At 63.5% G+C, this 18,871-nt stretch carries 19 protein-coding genes; 12 read left to right on the top strand and 7 right to left on the bottom strand.

Translation table 11 applies throughout. The features are described 5' to 3' along the window. Positions 1-8: 8 nt before the first annotated feature. The 4 genes from EL191_RS14755 to EL191_RS14740 all read left to right on the top strand — a co-directional run bounded on the left by EL191_RS14755 (position 9) and on the right by EL191_RS14740 (position 3,880). Entirely contained in the window at positions 9-314 is a 306-nt protein-coding gene (locus EL191_RS14755) for a BolA family protein (RefSeq protein ID WP_013716253.1), read from the top strand. 216 nt (positions 315-530) lie between these two features. Further along, the gene (gene trhO, locus EL191_RS14750) at positions 531-1,469 is read left to right on the top strand and encodes an oxygen-dependent tRNA uridine(34) hydroxylase TrhO (RefSeq protein ID WP_041980853.1); all 939 of its coding nucleotides are present in this window, start codon (positions 531-533) and stop codon (positions 1,467-1,469) included. Between the two features lie 4 nt (positions 1,470-1,473). Continuing rightward, positions 1,474-2,106, top strand: coding sequence for a DsbA family protein (locus EL191_RS14745; RefSeq protein ID WP_041980854.1), 633 nt, complete (start codon positions 1,474-1,476; stop codon positions 2,104-2,106). Beyond that, entirely contained in the window at positions 2,099-3,880 is a 1,782-nt protein-coding gene (locus EL191_RS14740) for an ABC transporter ATP-binding protein (RefSeq protein ID WP_041980855.1), read from the top strand. The genes EL191_RS14745 and EL191_RS14740 overlap by 8 nt, the downstream gene beginning before the upstream one ends. A gap of 277 nt (positions 3,881-4,157) precedes the next feature. Here the strand turns inward: EL191_RS14740 and EL191_RS14735 are convergent, their stop codons facing one another. Continuing rightward, a complete protein-coding gene (locus EL191_RS14735; RefSeq protein WP_041980856.1) occupies positions 4,158-5,021 on the bottom strand; it encodes a LysR family transcriptional regulator in 864 nt (287 codons plus the stop codon). Positions 5,022-5,114: 93 nt separating this feature from the next. Here EL191_RS14735 and EL191_RS14730 point away from each other — a divergent pair, with 93 nt between their 5' ends. From EL191_RS14730 to EL191_RS14695, 8 genes are all read left to right on the top strand, one after another. Next, positions 5,115-5,852, top strand: coding sequence for a CTP synthase C-terminal region-related (seleno)protein (locus tag EL191_RS14730; RefSeq protein WP_041980858.1), 738 nt, complete (start codon positions 5,115-5,117; stop codon positions 5,850-5,852). Next, complete coding sequence (locus EL191_RS14725; RefSeq protein WP_041980859.1) at positions 5,849-6,175, top strand: antibiotic biosynthesis monooxygenase family protein; 327 nt, start codon at positions 5,849-5,851, stop codon at positions 6,173-6,175. Before EL191_RS14730 ends, EL191_RS14725 begins: the two co-directional genes overlap by 4 nt. 223 nt (positions 6,176-6,398) lie before the next feature. Then, positions 6,399-7,481, top strand: a complete 1,083-nt coding sequence (hppD, locus tag EL191_RS14720; protein WP_041980860.1) for a 4-hydroxyphenylpyruvate dioxygenase — start codon at positions 6,399-6,401, stop codon at positions 7,479-7,481. Positions 7,482-7,485: 4 nt separating this feature from the next. Continuing rightward, positions 7,486-8,619, top strand: a complete 1,134-nt coding sequence (locus tag EL191_RS14715) for a homogentisate 1,2-dioxygenase (RefSeq protein ID WP_041980861.1) — start codon at positions 7,486-7,488, stop codon at positions 8,617-8,619. 57 nt (positions 8,620-8,676) lie between these two features. Then, on the top strand, positions 8,677-9,663 hold the full coding sequence (locus EL191_RS14710; RefSeq protein ID WP_041980863.1) for a fumarylacetoacetate hydrolase family protein: 987 nt from the start codon (positions 8,677-8,679) through the stop codon (positions 9,661-9,663). 96 nt (positions 9,664-9,759) lie between these two features. Then, entirely contained in the window at positions 9,760-10,410 is a 651-nt protein-coding gene (gene maiA, locus EL191_RS14705; RefSeq protein WP_041980864.1) for a maleylacetoacetate isomerase, read from the top strand. Positions 10,411-10,501: 91 nt separating this feature from the next. Continuing rightward, complete coding sequence (locus EL191_RS14700; RefSeq protein WP_041980867.1) at positions 10,502-11,962, top strand: sodium-dependent transporter; 1,461 nt, start codon at positions 10,502-10,504, stop codon at positions 11,960-11,962. 314 nt (positions 11,963-12,276) lie between these two features. After that, complete coding sequence (locus tag EL191_RS14695; protein ID WP_017362511.1) at positions 12,277-14,226, top strand: HAMP domain-containing methyl-accepting chemotaxis protein; 1,950 nt, start codon at positions 12,277-12,279, stop codon at positions 14,224-14,226. Between the two features lie 3 nt (positions 14,227-14,229). Here the strand turns inward: EL191_RS14695 and EL191_RS14690 are convergent, their stop codons facing one another. The 6 genes from EL191_RS14690 to EL191_RS14665 form a co-directional block, all read right to left on the bottom strand. Continuing rightward, on the bottom strand, positions 14,230-15,003 hold the full coding sequence (locus EL191_RS14690) for an SDR family oxidoreductase (RefSeq protein WP_041980868.1): 774 nt from the start codon (positions 15,001-15,003) through the stop codon (positions 14,230-14,232). A gap of 114 nt (positions 15,004-15,117) precedes the next feature. Then, entirely contained in the window at positions 15,118-15,822 is a 705-nt protein-coding gene (gene tsaA / locus EL191_RS14685) for a tRNA (N6-threonylcarbamoyladenosine(37)-N6)-methyltransferase TrmO (RefSeq protein WP_017362513.1), read from the bottom strand. A gap of 10 nt (positions 15,823-15,832) precedes the next feature. Next, positions 15,833-16,039 (bottom strand): hypothetical protein, encoded by a 207-nt coding sequence (locus EL191_RS14680; RefSeq protein ID WP_013716238.1) that lies wholly within the window; start codon positions 16,037-16,039, stop codon positions 15,833-15,835. A gap of 43 nt (positions 16,040-16,082) precedes the next feature. Further along, positions 16,083-16,793: an rRNA pseudouridine synthase gene (locus tag EL191_RS14675; protein WP_026042072.1), complete on the bottom strand. Its 711-nt coding sequence runs from the start codon at positions 16,791-16,793 to the stop codon at positions 16,083-16,085. Positions 16,794-16,893: 100 nt separating this feature from the next. Continuing rightward, on the bottom strand, positions 16,894-18,216 hold the full coding sequence (gene rimO / locus EL191_RS14670) for a 30S ribosomal protein S12 methylthiotransferase RimO (protein ID WP_041980869.1): 1,323 nt from the start codon (positions 18,214-18,216) through the stop codon (positions 16,894-16,896). A 96-nt stretch (positions 18,217-18,312) separates the two neighbouring features. Beyond that, a complete protein-coding gene (locus EL191_RS14665) occupies positions 18,313-18,861 on the bottom strand; it encodes a cytochrome b (protein ID WP_013716235.1) in 549 nt (182 codons plus the stop codon). Between the last annotated feature and the right edge of the window lie 10 nt (positions 18,862-18,871).

Genomic DNA, 18,871 nt, shown 5'->3' with positions numbered 1-18,871 from the left:
AGCTCAAGATGTCCAAGCAAGACCTGATTGCCGCTGCCCTCGCCGCGCTGGAACCCGAGCATCTCGAAGTGCTGGATGAGAGCCATATGCACAGCCGTGGCCTGGAAACCCACTACAAGGCGGTGATCGTCAGCTCGGCATTCGCCGAGCTGAATGCGGTCAAGCGACATCAGAAGGTCTATGCCACCGTCGGTGAGCTGATGGGGCAGATCCACGCGCTGGCGCTGCATACCTACACGCCGCAGGAGTGGGCGGCGCAGGGCGTGGCGCCAGCCTCGCCGACCTGCCATGGTGGCAGCAAGCACGACCATTGAGTCAGGCTGCGCGACGACCTGTCGCTGCGCTTGGTCGCCCGCCGGAGTGCGAGGCCTTCATCTCTGCGGTAGAATTGCCCCCGCGCCGGCCCACGCCGGCGCTTTCGTTTGAGTTCTCGATCTCGCTAGAGCCTGTTTTTAACGCGACAGGTCCTGCACGCAGCAGATCGAGGTCCAGTCCGCCCTTTACGTGGGCGACTACTGAGAGAACTGTTCATGACCGACAAGATCGTCGTCGCGGCGCTGTATAAATTCGTCTCCCTGCCGGATTACCAGGCGCTGCGCGAGCCTTTGCTGCAAACCCTTATCGACAATGGCATCAAGGGCACGCTGTTGCTTGCCGAAGAAGGCATCAACGGCACCGTGTCCGGCAGCCGTACCGGCATCGACGCGCTGCTCGCTTGGTTCCGTCTGGATGCTCGTCTGGCCGATATCGACCACAAGGAATCCTATTGCGATGAACAGCCGTTCTATCGCACCAAGGTCAAGCTGAAAAAGGAAATCGTCACCCTTGGCGTGCCGGGCGTCGACCCCAACCAGCGCGTCGGCACTTATGTCGAGCCGCAGGACTGGAATGCCCTGATCAGCGATCCGGAAGTGCTGCTGATCGATACGCGTAATGACTACGAAGTAGCCATCGGTACCTTCGAGGGTGCCATCGACCCCAAGACCAAGTCTTTCCGCGAGTTCCCGGAGTACATCAAGGCCCACTTCGACCCGAGCAAACACAAGAAGGTGGCGATGTTCTGCACCGGCGGTATCCGCTGCGAGAAGGCCTCCAGCTACATGCTCGGCGAAGGTTTCGAGGAGGTCTATCACCTCAAGGGCGGCATTCTCAAATACCTTGAGGAAGTGCCACAGGATCAGACCAAGTGGCAGGGCGACTGCTTCGTCTTCGACAACCGTGTGACCGTGCGCCACGACCTGTCCGAAGGCGACTACGATCAGTGCCATGCCTGCCGCAATCCGATCTCCGTGGAAGACCGCCAGTCCGAGTTCTACAGCCCCGGCGTCAGCTGCCCGCATTGCTGGGATTCGCTGCCGGAGAAGACTCGCGAAGGTGCCCGTGAACGGCAGAAGCAGATCGAGCTGGCGCGCCAGCGCAACCAGCCGCACCCCATCGGCCGTGACCCCCGCCAACTGAACGAGGCCTGACCCCATGGCGAGCCGCCTGCTCTACGTGATGGACCCGATGTGCTCCTGGTGCTGGGGCTTTGCCCCTGTGGTCGAAGCACTGGCCGAGCAGGCGGCGGGAGCCGGCGTGCCGCTGCAGATCGTGGTGGGCGGCCTGCGTCGCGATCAAGTGGCGATCGACGCCGCCGCGCGCGTGCGTTATCTGGGTTATTGGCAGGCGGTGAACGCCAGTACCGGGCAATTATTCGATTTCGACCGCGGTCTGCCCGAGGGGCTGGTGTACGACACCGAGCCAGCGTGTCGTGCACTGGTCACTGCGCGCAATCTCGACGCGCCCAGTGCCTGGACCTTGCTCAAGCTTATCCAGCGCGCCTTCTACACCGAGGGCGTCGATGTCACCCAGGCCAGCGTGCTGGTGCAACTGGCCGAGCGGGCCGGTATTCCGCGTATCGAGTTCGCCGAGGCCTTCGACAGCCAGGCGATGCATGAGGCCACCGCCGCAGACTTCACCTGGGTGCAGGATCTGGGTATCGCCGGCTTCCCGACGCTGCTGGCCGAGCGCGATGGTCAACTGGCGCTGCTGACCAACGGCTACCAGCCACTCGAGGCCTTGTCTCCGCTGCTGGGCCGCTGGCTGGAGCGCGCTGCCAATGCCTGATCGGTTGAGCTGGGCAGAAATTCGCCGCCTGGCCCTGCGTCACAAGAAAGCGCTGATTCTGGCCAATCTGGTCGCCGTGCTGGCGACCCTGTGCAGCGTGCCAATCCCGTTGCTATTGCCGTTGCTGGTGGACGAAGTGCTACTGCACGACGGTGATGCGGCGCTCAAGGTGATGGACAACTTCCTGCCAGCCAACTGGGAAACGGCGGCCGGCTATATCGGCCTGATGTTGCTGTTGACCCTGCTGCTGCGCGGCTCGGCGCTGATTTTCAACGTATTGCAGGCGCGCCTGTTCGCCAGGCTGTCGAAGGACATCGTCTACCGCATCCGCATGCGCCTGATCGAGCGGCTCAAGCGCATTTCCCTCGGCGAGTACGAGAGTTTGGGGGGCGGCACGGTGAGCACTCACCTGGTCACCGATCTGGATACCCTGGACAAGTTCGTCGGTGAGACCCTCAGCCGCTTTCTGGTGGCGGTGCTGACCCTGGTCGGCACCTCGGCCATCCTGATCTGGATGCACTGGCAATTGGCGCTGCTGATCCTCCTGTTCAATCCGCTGGTGATCTACGCCACCGTGCTGCTGGGCAAGAAGGTCAAGCACCTGAAGAAGCTGGAGAACGACAGTACCTCGCGTTTCACCCAGGCACTGACCGAGACCTTGGAAGCGATCCAGGAAGTACGTGCCGGCAACCGCCAGGGCTACTTCCTGGGGCGTCTTGGCGGGCGAGCGCGTGAGGTGCGCGATTATGCCGTGGCCTCGCAATGGAAAAGCGACGCGTCGAACCGTGCCAGCGGCCTGCTGTTCCAGTTCGGCATCGATGTGTTCCGCGCCGCGGCGATGCTTACCGTGCTGTTCTCCGACCTGTCCATCGGCCAGATGCTCGCGGTGTTCAGCTACCTGTGGTTCATGATCGGTCCGGTCGAACAGTTGCTTAGCCTGCAGTACGCCTTCTATGCCGCAGGCGGGGCGCTGACGCGGATCAACGAGCTGCTGGCGCGCAAGGATGAGCCGCAGTACGAAGGGCGCGTCGATCCCTTCAAGGGCCGTGACACGGTGGGTATCGAGGTGCGCGGGCTGACCTTCGGCTATGGTGAGGAGCCAGTGCTGGATCGTCTCGACCTGTCCATCGGCCCAGGCGAGAAGGTCGCCATCGTTGGCGCTTCCGGCGGCGGCAAGAGCACCCTGGTGCAACTGCTGCTGGGGCTCTATACACCGCAGGCAGGCAGCATCCGCTTCGGCGGCAGCGCGCTGGAGGAGATCGGGCTGGACGGTGTGCGCGACAACGTCGCGGTGGTGCTGCAGCACCCGGCGCTGTTCAACGACACGGTGCGCGCTAACCTGACCATGGGCCGCGAACGCAGCGACGAGGCCTGCTGGCAGGCGCTGCGCATCGCCCAGCTGCATGACAGCATTGCGCAACTGCCGCAGGGGCTGGACAGTGTGGTCGGGCGTAGCGGCGTGCGTCTGTCCGGCGGGCAGCGCCAGCGCCTGGCCATCGCTCGTATGGTGCTGGCCGAGCCCAAGGTGGTGATCCTCGACGAAGCGACTTCGGCGCTGGATGCGGCCACCGAGTACGCCCTGCACCAGGCGCTGGCGCAGTTCCTCGAAGGGCGCACCACGCTGATCATCGCCCACCGCCTGAGCGCGGTGAAGCAAGCCGACCGCGTGCTGGTATTCGACGGCGGCAGCGTGGCCGAGGATGGCGACCACCAGCAACTGATCGCCGAGGGTGGGCTGTACGCCAAGCTGTATGGGCATTTGCAGCAGGGCTGAACTGCCTAGGCTTCGCGCTGAAACCACTCATACGTGATCTGTGTTGTAGGGCGGGTGCAACCCGCCACAAATGGCTGGCGGGTTGCACACGCCCTACGGTTCTACGCTCCCTGTACGTTAGGAACGGCTTCAGCCGCGATGCTCTTTTTCGTAACCCATGCTCCCGGATTGCATCCGGGCTACAGAACCTTCTGGGCTGTCGCGGCTAAAGCCCTCTCATAAGGCATGACAGATTGCTCCGCGCCTGTGGGAGGCGCTTCAGCGGCGACGCTTTATCTCAATCGCTGCTTATCAAGGCTTCGCTCAACTCCTCGAACAAGGTCTGCACCGAACGCAGGGCGCGGCAGTCGGGGCGGGTCAGCAGCCACAGCTCGGTGTCGCAGCCTGGCAGCGGGGCGCTGAGTGCGCGCAGATCCTGCTGATTGCGCAGGATGAAGTCGGGCAGGGCGGCCACGCCGAGCCCGGCGCGGGTCAGTTGCGCCACGGCGTACATGCTGCTGCAGCGGTAGCTGGGCATGACCCCTGGCAGATCATGTAGACGCCAGAGCACCGTGGCGTGATCCGGCATCGACTCATCCGGGGCGATCCAACTCTGCCGCGCCAGGTCGCTGCGATCCTGCCCGTCGTCGCGTGCGCAGACCACGTAGGACACCTTGGCCAGACGGCGGCCGATCAGATGCTCCGGCGGCTGGTTGGTCAGGCGCAGGGCCAGGTCGGCGTCGCGGCGGCTGAGGTTGGCGAAGTCGTTGGAGGTCACCAGTTCCAGCGACAGTGCCGGATAGTTGGGCATGAAGCGCGCCAGCGCCGGCAGCAGCAGGCTGCTCAGCACTGCGTCGGTACAGGTCAGGCGTACCGTGCCGCTGACCACCTGCTTGCCCTGCTCCAGCGCCACGCGTGCGGCATCCAGCGCCTGTTCGGCGCGTTCGGCCTGTTCGGCCAGAGCCTGGGCCGTTTCACTGGGCTCGTAGCCGCGCCGGCTTTTCTCGAACAGTGCCACGCCCAGGGCGGCCTCGAGGCGGCGTACGGCGCGAAATACCGTGGAAACGTCCACCTGGAGCAGCTCGGCCGCTCGTGCCAGGGAGCGGCCACGCACCAGGGCGAGTACCAGGGAAAGGTCGGTGTGATCGATCTGATATTGCACGGCTGCAATCTCTGCTTGTCAGTGCGCCAATTATTATTGCGCGAGCGCCATCTTATAGTGCCAGGCAGACCGCCATGCAAGAGGGGCAAAATCATGTACAGCAAGTGTCGAGTCAAGGTCGCCCTGGTGGGCGACTACAGTGCAGCCATTACTGCGCACCGCGCCATTCCCGAGGCGCTACGCCTGGCTGGTGAAGCGCTGGGGGTGGCGGTCGAATATGACTGGCTGGCCACTGAGCGCATTCTCGATGATGCGACCTTGTTGGCCTATGACGGTATCTGGTGCGTGCCGGGCAGCCCCTATGTCGCCACCGAGGGTGCGCTGCGCGCGATTCGTTTCGCCCGCGAGCAGGGCGTGCCATTTCTCGGCACCTGTGGTGGCTTCCAGCATGCGCTGCTGGAATACGCACGCAATCAGCTGGGTTGGACGGATGTCGAACATGCCGAGCTGTCGCCGCAGGCGCCAACGCCGCTTATCGCGCCGCTGGCCTGTGCCCTGCAGGATGTCAGCGAGCGCGTGCACCTGGTATCCGGCTCGCGTATCGCCGAGCTGTACGGGGTACGCGAGATCAGCGAGCAGTACCTGTGCCGCTATGGCCTCGACGATGCCTTCGTCGAGCCGCTGATGGTGCAGGCGCTGAAGGCCTCCGGGCATGACGAAGCGGGTGCAGTGCGCGCCATCGAGCTTGAGGATCATCCTTTCTTCATTGCCACCCTGTTTCAGCCCGAGCGTGCGGCGCTGGAGGGGCGCCTGCCGCCGCTGGTCGCCGGCCTGGTCGGTGCTTGTGCGGTGCAAGCGGTACATGAAGCGCAGCAGGAGGCAGTGGCTTGATCGCCGCCACGCCAGAGCCACCCTATTACGTGGTGATGTTCACCTCAGTGCGTACCGAGGTGGACGCCGGTTATGCCGAGGCGGCGCAGCGCATGCTGGAACTGGCCGTACAACAACCCGGTTTTCTCGGCGTGGAGTCGGCGCGCAGCGATGGCCTGGGCATCACGCTGTCCTATTGGCAGAGCGAGGAGGCGATTCGCGCCTGGCGTGAGCACGCGGAGCACAGCGCCGTGCGTGAGCAGGGGCGAGCTGATTGGTACGCCGCATTTGTCACACGGGTGGCCAAGGTCGAGCGCGCCTACACCTTCTCGCGCTCTGAGTGAGCGCCAGCGGCAAGCCGGCAGACCACGATGTAAGGTTTTTTTTACGCTAAGCAAGGCATTGCATGCCTTGGCTGCCTGGCGTAACGAAAGTTTGCCAGCGCTGCGCTCGGCCACTGTGTCGAAGTGTCGCAAGTCATCTTGAGAGCGCGTCTGCGCTCGGTTGTCATGAGGTTGTCCGCAACGCATTCGTGCGCTGCCATAACAATGACAATCAGGAGGCGAGATGAACGCCGTGGCCAAGATCGAGCAGCACAACCCCATCGGAACCGACGGTTTCGAGTTCGTCGAATTCACCGCACCGAATGCTGAAGGCATCGAACAACTGCGTCAGTTGTTCACCGCCATGGGCTTTACCGAGACCGCCAAGCACCGCTCGAAAGAGGTGTGGCTGTTCCAGCAGAACGACATCAACATCGTGCTCAACGGCAGCCCCACCGGGCACGTGCGTGCCTTCGGCGAGAAGCATGGCCCCAGCGCCTGCGCCATGGCCTTCCGGGTCAAGAACGCCGCCCAGGCCGCGGCCTACGTCGAGCAGCAGGGCGCCACGCTGGTGGGCAGCCACGCCAACTTCGGCGAACTGAACATCCCCTGCGTCGAAGGCATCGGCGGCTCCCTGCTGTATCTGGTCGACCGCTACGGCGACAAGAGCATCTACGACGTTGACTTCGAGTACATCGAAGGCCGCAGCTCCAACGACAATGCTGTCGGCCTGCAGTGCATCGACCATTTGACCCACAACGTGCGCCGCGGGCAGATGGACGTCTGGTCCGGTTTCTACGAGCGCATCGCCAACTTCCGCGAGATCCGCTACTTCGACATCGAGGGCAAGCTCACCGGCCTGTTCTCCCGCGCCATGACCGCACCGTGCGGCAAGATCCGCATCCCGATCAACGAGTCGGCCGACGACAAGTCGCAGATCGAGGAATTCATCCGCGAATACCACGGCGAAGGCATCCAGCACATCGCGCTGTCCACCGACGACATCTACGCCACCGTGCGCCAACTTCGCGCCAATGGCGTGGACTTCATGACCACCCCGGACACTTACTACGAGAAGGTCGATACCCGCGTCGCCGGGCATGGCGAGCCGACCGACGTATTGCACGAGCTGAACATCCTGATCGATGGCGCGCCGGGCGATGACGGCATCCTGCTGCAGATTTTCACCAACACGGTGATCGGCCCGATCTTCTTCGAGATCATCCAGCGCAAGGGCAATCAGGGTTTTGGCGAGGGCAACTTCAAGGCCCTGTTCGAGTCGATCGAGGAAGACCAACTGCGTCGCGGTGTGATCGCCGAGGAGTGATGCCATGAGCCGTCAATGGATCCGCTTTCCCCTGCGTGAAGGTGAGTGCTCGCGCCAGGCGCACTGCGATCTGCCGCAGGGCACCTACGAGCGCGAGATGGGCCGTGAAGGCTTCTTCGGCCCCACCGCGCACCTGCACCACAAGCATCCGCCCACCGGCTGGATCGACTGGGAAGGCCCGCTGCGTCCGCACGCGTTCAACTTCAACGACATCCCCAGTGAGCGCGATTGCCCGTTGGCAGCGCCGCTGACGCTGCACAACGCCGACGTCAAGCTGCGCGTGTGGCGCACCCACGGCGCCATGCGTCACCTGGTGCGCAATGCCGATGGCGACGAGCTGCTGTTCGTCCATGAAGGCAGCGGGCACTTTTATTGCGACTTCGGCCATCTGGAGTACCGCGACGGCGACTATCTGCTGATCCCCCGTGGCACCGCCTGGCGTATCGAGGCCAGTACGCCGAGTTACTTCCTGCTGATCGAGAACAGCGACGGCGCTTACCAGTTGCCGGACAAGGGCCTGCTCGGCCCGCAGGCAATCTTCGACCTGGCGGTGCTGGAACACCCGCACATAGACGACGCCTTCAAGGCGCAGCAGGACGAGAGCACCTGGCAGATCCGCATCAAGCGGCGCGGCCAGATCAGCACCGTGACCTACCCCTACAACCCGCTGGATGTGGTCGGCTGGCATGGCGACAACACCGTGGTGCGCCTGAACTGGCGTGACATTCGTCCGTTGGTCAGCCATCGCTACCACCTGCCGCCGTCGGTGCACACCACCTTCGTCGCCAACGGCTTCGTGATCTGCACCTTCACCCCGCGCCCGGTGGAATCGGACCCAGGTGCGCTCAAGGTGCCGTTCTTCCACAACAACGACGACTACGACGAAGTGCTGTTCTACCACCGTGGCAACTTCTTCAGCCGCGACAACATCGAGCAGGGCATGGTCACCCTGCATCCGTGCGGCTTCCCTCACGGGCCACACCCCAAGGCGCTGAAGAAGAGCCAGGTCGATCCGGCCACTTTCATCGACGAGGTGGCGGTGATGATCGACACCCGCCGCGCCCTGGAGGTGAGCGATGCCGCTGCTGCGGTGGACGTGGCCGAGTACGTCAATTCCTGGCGTGCGCCAGGTCTGTAGCTGCCCACGAATGTCTGATTGCAATGGTGCGCATGGCGCACCCTACGAGGTTTGAGTATGAAACTCGCATCACTGAACCAAGGCCGCGATGGCGTGTTGATCGTGGTCTCTCGCGATCTGACCCGTGCCGTGCGCGTACCGCAGATCGCCGCCACGCTGCAGGCGGCGCTGGACGAATGGGGCGTGGCCCGGCCCAAGCTCGAAGTAGTCTACCAGCGCCTCAACGATGGTCTGGAGGAGGGCTCCTTCGCCTTCGATCAGGCCGCCTGCCACAGCCCCTTACCGCGCGCCTACCACTGGGCCGACGGCAGTGCCTACGTCAACCACGTCGAACTGGTGCGCAAGGCCCGTGGCGCAGAGATGCCCGAGTCCTTCTGGCATGATCCACTGATGTACCAGGGCGGCGCCGATGCCTTCATCCCGCCGCACAGTCCGATCAGCCTGGCCGATGAGGCTTGGGGCATCGACCTGGAAGCCGAGCTGGCGGTGATCACCGATGACGTGCCGATGGGGGCCACACCGGCCGAAGCGGGCGGCCATATCCGTCTGCTGATGCTGGTCAACGATGTGTCGCTGCGCAACCTGATCCCCGGCGAGCTGGCCAAGGGCTTCGGTTTCTACCAGAGCAAACCGTCGTCGAGCTTCTCCCCAGTCGCCATCACCCCGGACGAACTGGGCGAGAGCTGGAAGGACGGCAAGGTGCACCGGCCGCTGGTGTCGCATATCAACAATGTGCTGTTCGGCCAGCCGGATGCTGGCGTGGACATGACCTTCAACTTCCCAACTCTGGTGGCACACGCGGCTAAGACCCGGCCGCTGGGCGCCGGCACCATCATTGGCTCGGGCACCGTGTCCAACTACGACCGCAGTGCCGGCTCCAGCTGCCTGGCGGAGAAACGCATGCTGGAAATCGTCGAGCAGGGCGAGGCGAAAACGCCGTTCCTCAAGTTTGGCGACCGGGTGCGCATCGAGATGTTCGACGCAGCTGGCCAGAGCATTTTCGGCGCCATCGACCAGGTGGTGGAGCGCTACGGCGCCAGATGAATTGTAGGAGCGGCTTCAGCCGCGATCAGCCTTGAGCGTGCTGAAAACATCGCGGCTGAAGCCGCTCCTACGGTTTGCGTTTAAAAGGAATGCACAATGTTGAAACTCTACGGCTACTGGCGCTCCAGCGCCGCCTACCGTGTGCGTATCGCCCTGAACCTCAAGGGCCTGGCCTACGAGCAAGTGCCGGTGCATCTGATCAAGGATGGTGGCCAGCAGCATGGCGCAGCCTACCGCACGCTGAACCCGCAGGGCCTGTTGCCGCTGTTGGTGGACGAGGAAAACGGCGGCGTACGCATCGCCCAGTCACTGGCGATCATTGAGTACCTCGAGGAAATCTTCCCGGTGCCGACGCTGTTGCCGGCCGATCCGGCCGAGCGTGCGCAGGTGCGTGCACTGGCGCTGCATCTTGCCTGTGACGTGCATCCGCTGAACAACCTGCGCGTGCTGCAGTACTTGTCCAGCGAACTGGGCGTCGCCGATGAGGCGAAGAACACCTGGTATCGCCACTGGGTCGCGCTCGGCCTGGCTGCAGTGGAGGAGGGCCTGGCCGTATTCGAAGGGCGCCTGTCGCTCGGTGAGCGACCTGGATATCTGGAGGCCTGTCTGATCCCGCAGCTGTATAATGCGCGGCGTTTTAACTGTGACCTTGCCGCGTACCCACGCATTGTCGCCATGGCAGCATGCTGTGAACTCCTGGAGGCCTTCCAACTGGCCATGCCGGAGGCACAAGCCGACGCCCAGTGACACCTTTGGCTTCAACCCAAGCCTTGCATTCCGCTGCGCCACGAGCGCGGCGGGTCCGATTCCGTCACAGATAAAAACAAACAGGTGACGCATGACCCGTGAAAAACCGAAGAATCTCTGGCTCTCGCGCTGGGGCTTCATCCTCGCAGCAACCGGCTCGGCCGTCGGCCTGGGCAATATCTGGAAATTCCCCTACATCACCGGCGAATACGGCGGCGGCGCCTTCGTGCTGATGTACCTGGCGTGCATCCTGGCCATCGGCATTCCGGTGATGATGACCGAGATCGCCATTGGTCGTCGTGGCCGCGGCAGCCCCATCGACGCCATCGGTCGCGTGGTGCGCGAGAACAATGGCAACCCGCTGTGGAAGACCGTCGGCGGCATGGCCATGCTCGCCGGTTTCATGATCCTGTGTTTCTACGTGGTCGTCGCCGGTTGGGCCTTCGCCTACACTTGGAAGATGCTCGACGGCTCCCTGGCCGCCACCAGCGTCGAGGCGCTGGGCGGGGTGTTCGAGGCGCACAACGCCAACCCCTGGCAGCTCGGTGGCTGGAGCGTGCTGGTGGCGTTGCTGACTCTGTGGATCGTGGCCAAGGGCGTACAGCAAGGTATCGAGAACGCGGTTCGCTGGATGATGCCAGGCCTGGCCCTGATGCTCGTCGCGCTGGTCGGCTATGCCTTTACCAGTGGTAGTTTCGACGCCGGATTCGCCTTCCTCTTCCACTTCGATGCCTCGAAGATCACCGGCGAGGCGCTGCTGGCTGCCCTGGGTCATGCCTTCTTCACCCTCAGCCTGGCTTCGGGCGCCATTCTCACTTACGGCTCCTATGTGCCGGATGGCCAGTCCATCGCCCGTACCACCTTCATGGTCGCCATCTGCGACACCCTGGTGGCGTTGCTTGCCGGTCTGGCGATCTTCCCGATCATCTTCGCCAACGGCATGAGCCCGAGCGCCGGGCCGGGGCTGATCTTCATGAGCCTGCCGCTGGCCTTCCAGCAGATGCCATTTGGCACCGCTTTTGGCGTGCTGTTCTTCGCCATGGTGTCGATCGCCGCGCTGACCTCGGCGATCTCGATGATCGAAGCCACGGTGGCCTACCTGAACGAGAAGCACGGTATCAGCCGTGTGCGTGCCGCCCTGGCTTCCGGGGCTGTGCTGCTGGTGATCAGCCTGCTGGCCATGCTGTCGTTCAACCTGCTGTCAGGCTGGACGCCTTTGGGCAAGAACCTCTTCGACTGGCTGGACTACCTCACCTCGCGCTGGATGATGCCGCTGGGTGGCATCTTCATCGTGCTTCTGGCTGGCTACGCGCTGCGCAGCGAGATCATGCGCGAGGAGCTTGACCTGCCGCCGGCCGGCTATGCGCTGTGGCTGTTCATGGTGCGCTACGTCAGCCCGGTGCTAATCATGGTGGTGTTCCTGCATGCACTGGGCTGGCTGCTGTTCGACCCGGTCGCGCAGTGGTACTGGATCGCGGGCGCCATTGGCCTGCTGGCGGTGGTCGGTGAAGCCCTGCGACCGCGGGTGATGCCGGTGCTCGCCGGCCGCTAAGACTCCGGCTCAAGCCAAACAGGCGCAGCTTCGTCGGAAGCTGCGCCTTTTTTATGGCGTTGAGGGATAGGTCTGATCGGCGATAAATCGCCAGTTGTTGGGCGTCAATAAGCGGATAGTTGCCGAATCTTCCCGCCTGCTCGTACGACTATGGCTATGCTGCGAGTAATGAATTGGCTAATTGCCAGTACTCAAGCGGTGCCACTCTCCTGCCGATAATCTGAATTCGATATGGCATAGCAGTTGCGTAGCCCATCGGCCAGGTCGCGTCCATGAGGCGCGGCTGTATAAGAAAAAAACCTGGAGTCGCCGTTATGTTCAATCCTGCTGCACGCCTTTTCGCCAATCTTGCCGTAGGCAAGAAACTCTTTATCGGTTTCGGTCTGGTGCTATTGCTGACAGCCGCCATGACGGTCAGTGGCTATCTGGCGGTCCAGGCGGTGTTGAAAGGACACGAACAGGTCGGACAGCTGGCGCAGGTGAATCAGGAAATCCTCCAGGCACGCCGCCTCGAGCGCAATTTCGCCATCGAGCAGACCCAGGAGAGCGCCGAGCGTGTGCGCGAGAGTCTGCTCATGGTACAGGGCATGCTGGAGCGCCTCGGCAAGGATGTGGCCGAAAACACGCGCGTACAGACCATGCAGCAAGCCACTGCCGAGTACCTCAAGCAGTTCGATAATTATGTCGAGCAGCAGGGCAAGGCGCGCGAAGCACGCCAGGACATGCGCACTGCTGCAGCGGAAACTCGCGATCAGTTCGAGGTGATCGAACTGGACATGTACGACGCAGTGCGCGAGTTGCGTCTGCAGGGTGACCGCCTGCGTGGCAGTGACCCGCTGACCCTGGCGGAAACCGCATCCGGCCTGAGCAAGCGCATGCTCGATCTACGGGGGCACGAGAGTCTTTACATCATCGATGGCTCGCCAGAAGCGCTGGAGGAGTGGGAGTACGTCAGCGAAGACCTGCAGACCGTCGCCGGCAGCCTGAAGGTCTGGCTCGACGACGATCAGAAAGCAGCCATCGACACCGCCTTGCAGGCGCTGACCCTTTACCAGCGTTCCTTCCTCTACTACCAGCAGCTGCGTGAGCAGAACCAGGCGACCGAGAAAGCCATGATCGAGCGCGCGCGCTCGGTCGTCGATCTCGCCGAGTCGGCCCAGGCCAGCGCCGAAACCTATATGCGCGCCGATACCCAGCGTGCGCTGGTGATGCTCGGCATCATGGGTGTCGCTGCGGTGGTGCTGGGACTGTGCGCTGCGCTGCTGATCACTCGCCTGATCGTTGTGCCGCTGCGCCAGACCGTGACCTTTGCCCAGCGTATCGCAGCCGGTGATCTCAGCCAGGACATCCCGCAGGATCGCCGCGACGAAGTCGGGCAACTGCTCGCTGCCATGCAGGATATGACCGTCAGTTTGCGCAATCTGGTTGGTCGCATCGGTGGCGGCGTCGGCCAGATCGCCGCGGCTGCCGAGCAGCTTTCTTCGATCACTGCGCAGACCAGCGCCGGTGTGCAGACGCAAAAGCTGGAGACCGAGCAGACCGCCACCGCCATGCATCAGATGGCGGCCACCGTACAGGAAGTGGCGCAGAACGCCGAGCAGGCCTCGCTGGCGGCGCGCGATGCCGACCTGGAGGCGCAGCAGGGCAATCGCGTGGTGCAGCAGGCCGTCGATCAGATCGATAGCCTTGCCGGCGAGGTCGAGCAGTCGGCCAAGGCCATCGCCGACCTGAATCAGGAGAGTGCGCGTATCGGCACCGTGCTGGAGGTGATTCGCAACGTCGCCGAGCAGACCAATTTGCTCGCGCTCAATGCTGCCATCGAGGCGGCGCGAGCGGGTGAGCAGGGCCGCGGCTTCGCCGTGGTCGCCGATGAGGTGCGGGCACTGGCCAAGCGCGCACAGGACAGCACCGAGGAGATCGAAAGCCTGATCGCAGGCTTGCAACGCATGGCCAAAGGTGCTGTGCAGCAGATGGACAGCAGTCGTGACCTGACGCGTCGGACCGTCGAGCTGGCCGGTGAAGCCGGTGATGCCCTTGGCCGTATCACCCAGGCGGTCAGCACCATCGAACAGATGAACCAGCAGATCGCCGCAGCCGCCGAGCAGCAGAGTGCCGTGGCCGAGGCGATCAACGAGAGCGTGACCCGCGTGCGTGATATCGGCGAGCAGAGCGCCGCGGCCAGCGAGCAGACCGCATCTTCCAGTGCCGAGCTGGCGCGCCTGGGCGTGGAGCTGCAGGGGATGGTGCGGCAGTTCCGCACCTGACCCTCAGCCCAGGTGAAAGCCGCCGTCGATGGGGATGATGGCGCCAGTCATGTAGGCACCGGCGCTGCCTGCCAGGCTCAGCGCCAGTGCGGCCATCTCTTCCTCACGTCCCCAGCGCTTCATCGGGATCACTGCGGTATCGGCGGCCAGCGCGGCTTCATCCTCGGCGATGAAACGGGTCATCTTGCTCGGGAAGCGCCCCGGGGCGATCACGTTGACGTTGATGTGATCGCCCACCAGTTCCTTGGCCAGCATGCGCGACAGCTGATGCAGCGCGGCCTTGCTGGGGCCGTAGGCGTAGGCTTGCTCGCCCATGGCGCTGATACCGGCCACCGAGCCGATATTGATCACCCGTGCCGGGCAGTCCGGCGAGCCGGCCTTGCGTAGCAGCGGCAGTAGCTGCTGGATGCAGCCGAATACCGAGGTGACATTGAGCTGCATGACTTTCTCCCAGCCCTTGGCCGGGTAGCTTTCCAGTGGTGCGCCCCAGGTAGTGCCGGCGTTGTTGACCAGAATATCCAGCCGTCCGATGCGCTCGCTCAGCTCCCTGGCCAGCGCCTGTACGCCTTCTTCGCTGGCCAGGTTGGCGGCTATGCCGGTGCATTGGCCCAGCGCCGACAGCTCGCTGGCGGTTTGCGCGCAGGCTTTGCCGTCACGGGCACAAACATAGACATGGGCGCCTGCCTCGACGAAGGCCTTGGCGATCATCAGGCCGATGCCGCGAGTGCCGCCAGTGACCAGGGCTGTACGCCCGGCAAGGGAGTAGTAAGGATGCATGTGAAGGCCTCGAAGAATAGTGAGGTCTTCACCCTAGGGCTTGGCCCCAGGGAAAGCAGGCATCATTGCCCGCCGAAATGACGCTTCATGCACGGCCGTAAGGTGCACTGCGTTTCAGGCTGCGCCGTCGACCCGCTGCAGGTCCAGCACGCGTATACGCCCTGGCTCGGGGTAATGCCAGTGCACGTCCAGGTCCCAGAAGCGCGCGCCGTAGCGCCGTTCGGGCTGCGGTTGCTGATAGGCCGGGCGTGGGTCTTGCGCCAAGCACTGTTCGATCAGCTCCACCAGCGGCTCGGCCAGACGCAGCGCATGCTGACGTGCCAGCAGCAACGCATCGTCTTGCCAGACCACCGCGATCAGTGGCGGCGGCGCCTCGGCCATGTCATTACGTGCGTCGGCCACGGCATCGGCATAGGGCACATACGGCTTGATATCCAGTACCGGCGTGCCGTCGAGCAGATCGATGCCGGACAGGTGCAGGCGACCCGCTTCGACTTTTTCCAGGCGCACCACCGATTGGCCGATGCCGTTGGGGCGATGGGTGGCACGGGTGCTGAATACGCCGACCGACTGGTTGCCGCCCAGGCGTGGCGGGCGCACCTTCAGGCGCGGTTTATCTTCCAGCGCCTGGTGAAACAGAAACAGCAGCCAGACGTGACTGACCTGTTCCAGCCCCTGCACGGCATCGCCCTGATCGAACGGTGGCAGCAACTCCAGCACGCCGCGTGCAGCGGGTGCGAGATGCGGCTGGCGGGGGATGGCGAATTTTTCCTTGAAGCAGGAGCGGACGATACCGACCGGGGAAACCTGATGCTGCATGGCGTTCTGCTTAGCGTCTGGAAACCGGTGCGTCATGTGCCACCCGGCAGCCGGCATCGCGGAACGGGCCGGTGAAACGAATCCAGCCCTCGCCAGGGCTGGTCTGGGCGCAGGTCAGGTGGCCGTCGACCTTGCTCTGCCAGAGAAAGAAGGGCGCCGGCGCGGCGAAGCTGGGCAGGCTCATGGCGAGCAGGGCGGTAAGCAGCAGAGTGCGCATGATGATGGTCTCCAGAGCGTGACGAACACAGCCTAACACGGCCTCAGAATCGTTCCTTGTCACCCAGATAGCGCCACTGCCCGACTGGCAGTTTGGCCATCGGCACGCCGCCGACGCGGATGCGCTTCATCGCGTTGACTTGCAGGCCCAGCGCCTTGCAGATCTGCTGCAGCAGGTCGGGCGCAGGATTCTTCAGGGCGAAGCGCAGGCGCTGCTCGCTCTGCCAGCTGGCCTTGCACGGTGGAAACTGCGTGCCCTTGTGGGCCAGCCCCTTCTTCAGGCGCTCGAAGGTGCTGGCCGGCAGTTCGCCAGTGACATCGACCAGATACTCCTGCTCCAGCTTGGCGCCGTCCTCGCGCAGCTTGCGCTGGGCGCGCCAGTCCTGGCTGAGGATCACCAGGCCGCTGGCGCCGTGCTGCAGTGGCAGGCTTTGCTCCTGGCGCAGGAAGTGGCCATGCAGAATGCGCTGCGCATGCGGGTCTTCTTCCCAGTGGTTCTCGCGTGCCAGCAGATGCTGTAGCTGTGCGGCGTTGGAGCCGGCTGGGCAATGCACCAGCAGAGTGACCGGCTCCACCGGCTCGAGGCTGGCGCCTGGCAGCAACTCGACGCGCTGATCGTCGACCTTGAACTGCGGCGCCTCGACCACCTGGCCGTCCACGGTGACCCAGCCACCAGTGATGTACAGATCCGCCTCGCGCCGAGAACAGCCGAACAGTTCGATGACGCGTTTGGACAGGCGGGTGGGTTCGGTCATGGTGGCACTCGACAAAAAGAAGATCATTGTACCGGCAAGGTGTTGGCAGGTCGGAAAGAAAAAGCCCCGCAGGCTGCGGGGCTCTTCGGACTGGAGTGGATCAGACCAGTTCGCCCCACATGTCGTACTCGTCCGCATCGACGATGCGCACACGCACCTTGTCGCCTGGCTTGACGTTGGGGGAGTCGATGAACACGCTGCCGTCGATCTCCGGGGCGTCGGCCCAGGAGCGGGCTACGGCGCCTTCGCCGTCCACTTCGTCGACCAGCACATCCATCTCCAGGCCGATCTTGGCCTGCAGGCGCGCTGAGCTGATGGCCTGCTGGTGCGCCATGAAGCGCTCCCAACGCTCCTGCTTGACGTCATCCGGCACCGGCTCGAGGCCCAGATCGTTGGCCGGTGCACCTTCTACCGGCGAGTATTGGAAGCAGCCGACGCGGTCGAGCTGTGCCTCGGTCAGCCAGTCCAGCAGGTACTGAAAGTCTTCCTCGGTCTCGCCAGGGAAGCCAACGATGAAAGTGGAGCGGATGGTCAGCTCCGGGCAGATCTCGCGCCACTTCTTGATGCGCGCCAGAGTCTTGTCTTCGAAGGCCGGACGCTTCATCGACTTGAGCACTTTCGGGCTGGCGTGCTGGAAGGGGATATCCAGGTACGGCAGCAGCTTGCCGGCGGCCATCAGCGGGATCACGTCATCGACGTTGGGGTAGGGGTAGACGTAGTGCAGGCGCACCCATACGCCCATGGAGGAGAGCGTCTCGCACAGTTCCAGCATGCGCGTCTTCACCGGCTGGCCGTTCCAGAAGTCCAGCTTGTACTTCAGGTCCACGCCGTAGGCGCTGGTGTCCTGGCTGATCACCAGCAGCTCCTTAACGCCAGCCTTGACCAGGCGCTCGGCTTCGCTGAGCACGTCGCCCACCGGGCGGCTGACCAGCTTGCCGCGCATCGAGGGGATGATGCAGAAGCTGCAGGTATGGTTGCAGCCTTCAGAAATCTTCAGGTACGCGTAGTGGCGCGGGGTGAGTTTGATGCCCTGCGGCGGCACCAGGTCGATCAGCGGGTTGTGCTCGGTCTTCGGCGGAATGACCTCGTGTACGGCGTTGACCACCTGCTCGTATTGTTGCGGGCCGGTGACGGCCAGCACGCTCGGGTGCACGTCGCGGATGCTGTCTTCGGCCACGCCCATGCAGCCGGTGACGATCACCTTGCCGTTCTCGGCCAGGGCTTCGCCGATGGCGTCCAGCGACTCGGCTTTGGCGCTGTCGATGAAGCCACAGGTGTTGACCACCACGACGTCGGCATCCTGGTAGGTCGGCACGATCTCGTAACCTTCCATGCGCAGTTGGGTCAGGATGCGTTCGGAGTCGACAGTTGCTTTCGGGCAACCAAGGCTGACGAATCCGACTTTCGGGGTGGCGGTGGACATGCGGGCTAACCTCTAAGGGCGCCTGAATGGCGCCTCTGATCAAAAAGTGCGCAATTCTAGCGGCGCTTCGAGCACTTGACCAGAGGCGTCGTCACCTCAATTACGCTCAGGCAGCATGCGCTTCAGGGTGTTATCACGGACCACATAATGATGGTACAGACCGGCGAGTGCATGCAGGCCGATCAGCCAGTAGCCAGCGGTACCGGCCAATTCGTGCAGTTCCTTGATCTGGCCGGCCAGTTCCTTGTTTGGGGCGATAAGCGCCGGCAGCTCCAGGCCAAAGAAGGGGATGGGCTTGCCGGCGGCACTGAGAATCAGCCAGCCGGCCAGCGGTGCTCCGATCATCAGGGCGTACAGTGCCAGGTGCATCAGCTTGGCGAGCAGGTTTTGCCAGCCCGGTGGAGCAGGTTCGATGGTAGGCGTCGGATTCAATGCGCGCGCCAGCAGGCGCAGCCAGACCAGTGCGAATACTGTCAGGCCGAGCATGAAGTGCCATTGCTTGAGCAGCTCGCGTGTATCGCTGCCCTTGGGGAAATTGCCTTTAAGTTCGATACAGGCGTAGACGGCGGCGATAAGAAGCAGCATCAGCCAGTGGAGGCCAATGGACAGGCTGCCATAACGGGATGGGGTGTTCTTCCAGTTCATGAGACGTTCC

The organism is Pseudomonas mendocina, assembly GCF_900636545.1.
GTDB lineage: Bacteria > Pseudomonadota > Gammaproteobacteria > Pseudomonadales > Pseudomonadaceae > Aquipseudomonas > Aquipseudomonas mendocina.
This window is presented reverse-complemented; position numbering and strand designations above follow the sequence as displayed.